1 protein-coding gene and 1 pseudogene are annotated in these 1,862 nt (G+C 75.1%); both read right to left on the bottom strand.

The genetic code is table 11. From position 1 onward, the window contains the following. A partial coding sequence (locus AB0J52_RS38625; protein ID WP_500188009.1) for an acetyl-CoA carboxylase biotin carboxylase subunit occupies positions 1 to 1,466 on the bottom strand: 1,466 nt, incomplete at its 3' end. Positions 1,467 to 1,681: 215 nt separating this feature from the next. Beyond that, positions 1,682 to 1,862, bottom strand: a pseudogene (locus AB0J52_RS38620) (hypothetical protein); the annotation flags it as partial.

Genomic DNA, 1,862 nt, shown 5'->3' with positions numbered 1-1,862 from the left:
GCGGTCGCGAGCAGCCGCTCCCGCTCGGCCCGCTCCTGCTCCTCGTACGCCTCGATCGCGGCGGCGGCGAGGGCCACGGCCGCGTGCCGGTGCGCGACCAGGCCGCCCTCGGCGCGGACGCGGTCGATCCAGCCGGTGTCGGCGGACGCGTCGACCACCTCGGGCCGGTCCAGCAGGTCCAGCACGAAGCTCTTGTTGGTCGCGCCGCCCTCGATCACCACGGTGGTCTCGGCCATCGCGCGGCGCAGCCGGCCGAGCGCCTGCTCCCGGTCCCGGCCGAACGCGATGATCTTGGCGATCATGGAGTCGAAGTCGGCCGGGATGCGGTCGCCCTCGCCGACCCCGGTGTCCACCCGGACGCCCGGTCCGGCGGGCAGCACCAGCCGCGCGATGCGGCCGGGCGCGGGCGCGAAGTCGCGGTCGGGGTCCTCGGCGTTCAGCCGCGCCTCGACGGCGTGCCCGGCCTCGGCGGGACGCTCGCCCTCCAGCCGTCCGCCGGCCGCGACGTGCAGCTGCAGCCGGACCAGGTCGGTGCCGGTGGTGATCTCGGTGATCGGGTGCTCGACCTGCAGCCGGGTGTTGACCTCCAGGAACGCGAACAGCCGCTCGCCCGGGTGGTACAGGAACTCGACCGTGCACGCGCCCCGGTAGCCGACCGCGAGCGCCAGCCGCTCGGCCGACGCCTTCAGGTCGGCGACCTGCCCGGGGGACAGGACCGGCGACGCCGACTCCTCGATGATCTTCTGGTTGCGGCGCTGCACGGAGCAGTCGCGCACGCCGAGCGCCCAGGCGGTGCCCTGGCCGTCCGCGATGACCTGCACCTCCACGTGCCGCGCCCCGGTGACCAGGCGCTCCAGGAACACCACGCCGGAGCCGAACGCACGCAGCGCCTCCTGGCTCGTCCGCTCGTAGGCGTCGGTCAGCTCGGCGTGCGAGGACACCTTGCGGATGCCGCGCCCGCCGCCGCCCGCGGTCGCCTTCAGCATCAGCGGGTAGCCGATCTCCTCCCCGGCGCGCAGCGCGTCCTCCAGGGTCTCGACCGCGCCCCGGCTCCACGGCGCGACCGGGACGCCGACCTCCTCGGCGATCAGCTTCGCGCCGATCTTGTCGCCCAGCCGCCGCATCGCCTCGGCGGACGGCCCGACGAACGTCACCCCGATCCGGTCGCACAGCTCGGCGAACGCCGGGTCCTCGGCGACGAAGCCCCAGCCGACCCACGCGGCGTCCGCGCCGGTCTCCACCAGGGCCCGCTCCAGCACGGCGAGGTCCAGGTAGGGGCGGGCCGCCGCCGGGCCGAGCGGGTAGGCGACGTCCGCCTCCCGGACGAACGTCGCGCCCCGGTCGGCGTCGGTGTACAGCGCGACGGTCTCGACGCGCGCCCCCGTCTCCGCCACGAGGTCACGGACCGCGTGGATGAGCCGCATCGCGGCCTCTCCCCGGTTGACGATCGCGATACGCCTGAACACCGGCCGAACCTCCAAACACCCGCAAACACGAGGGCGACACCCGGCACCGCCGGTGTCGCCACGTCCGCCCTCCAGCCTGTCCGATCCCCGCCTGTCAAACCAATGCGTGCGCCCACACGTGCCGGGCCCTCCGCCTTGTGGGAACCCCACAAAAGCACGCGCCGCCCGACGGTGACGCCGCGCTCACCGAGCGCGACGCGGGGGAGCGGTGGAGGTCAGGGAGCGGGGGTGTAGATCGCGCCGAGGACGACGTGCAGCAGGGTCTCGACCAGGTGCTCCTCGCTGACGGCGGGCCGCTGGCCGGTGAACAGCGCGTTCATGGAGCGCTCGACCATGAGGCTCAGGGCGGTGGCCAGCTCGCGGGCGGGCGGGCCGCCGGCGCCGCCCCGGACGGCC

Origin of the sequence: Spirillospora sp. NPDC049652 (assembly GCF_040675125.1) — a bacterium.
In the GTDB taxonomy this organism is placed as follows: domain Bacteria; phylum Actinomycetota; class Actinomycetes; order Streptosporangiales; family Streptosporangiaceae; genus Spirillospora.
This window is presented reverse-complemented; position numbering and strand designations above follow the sequence as displayed.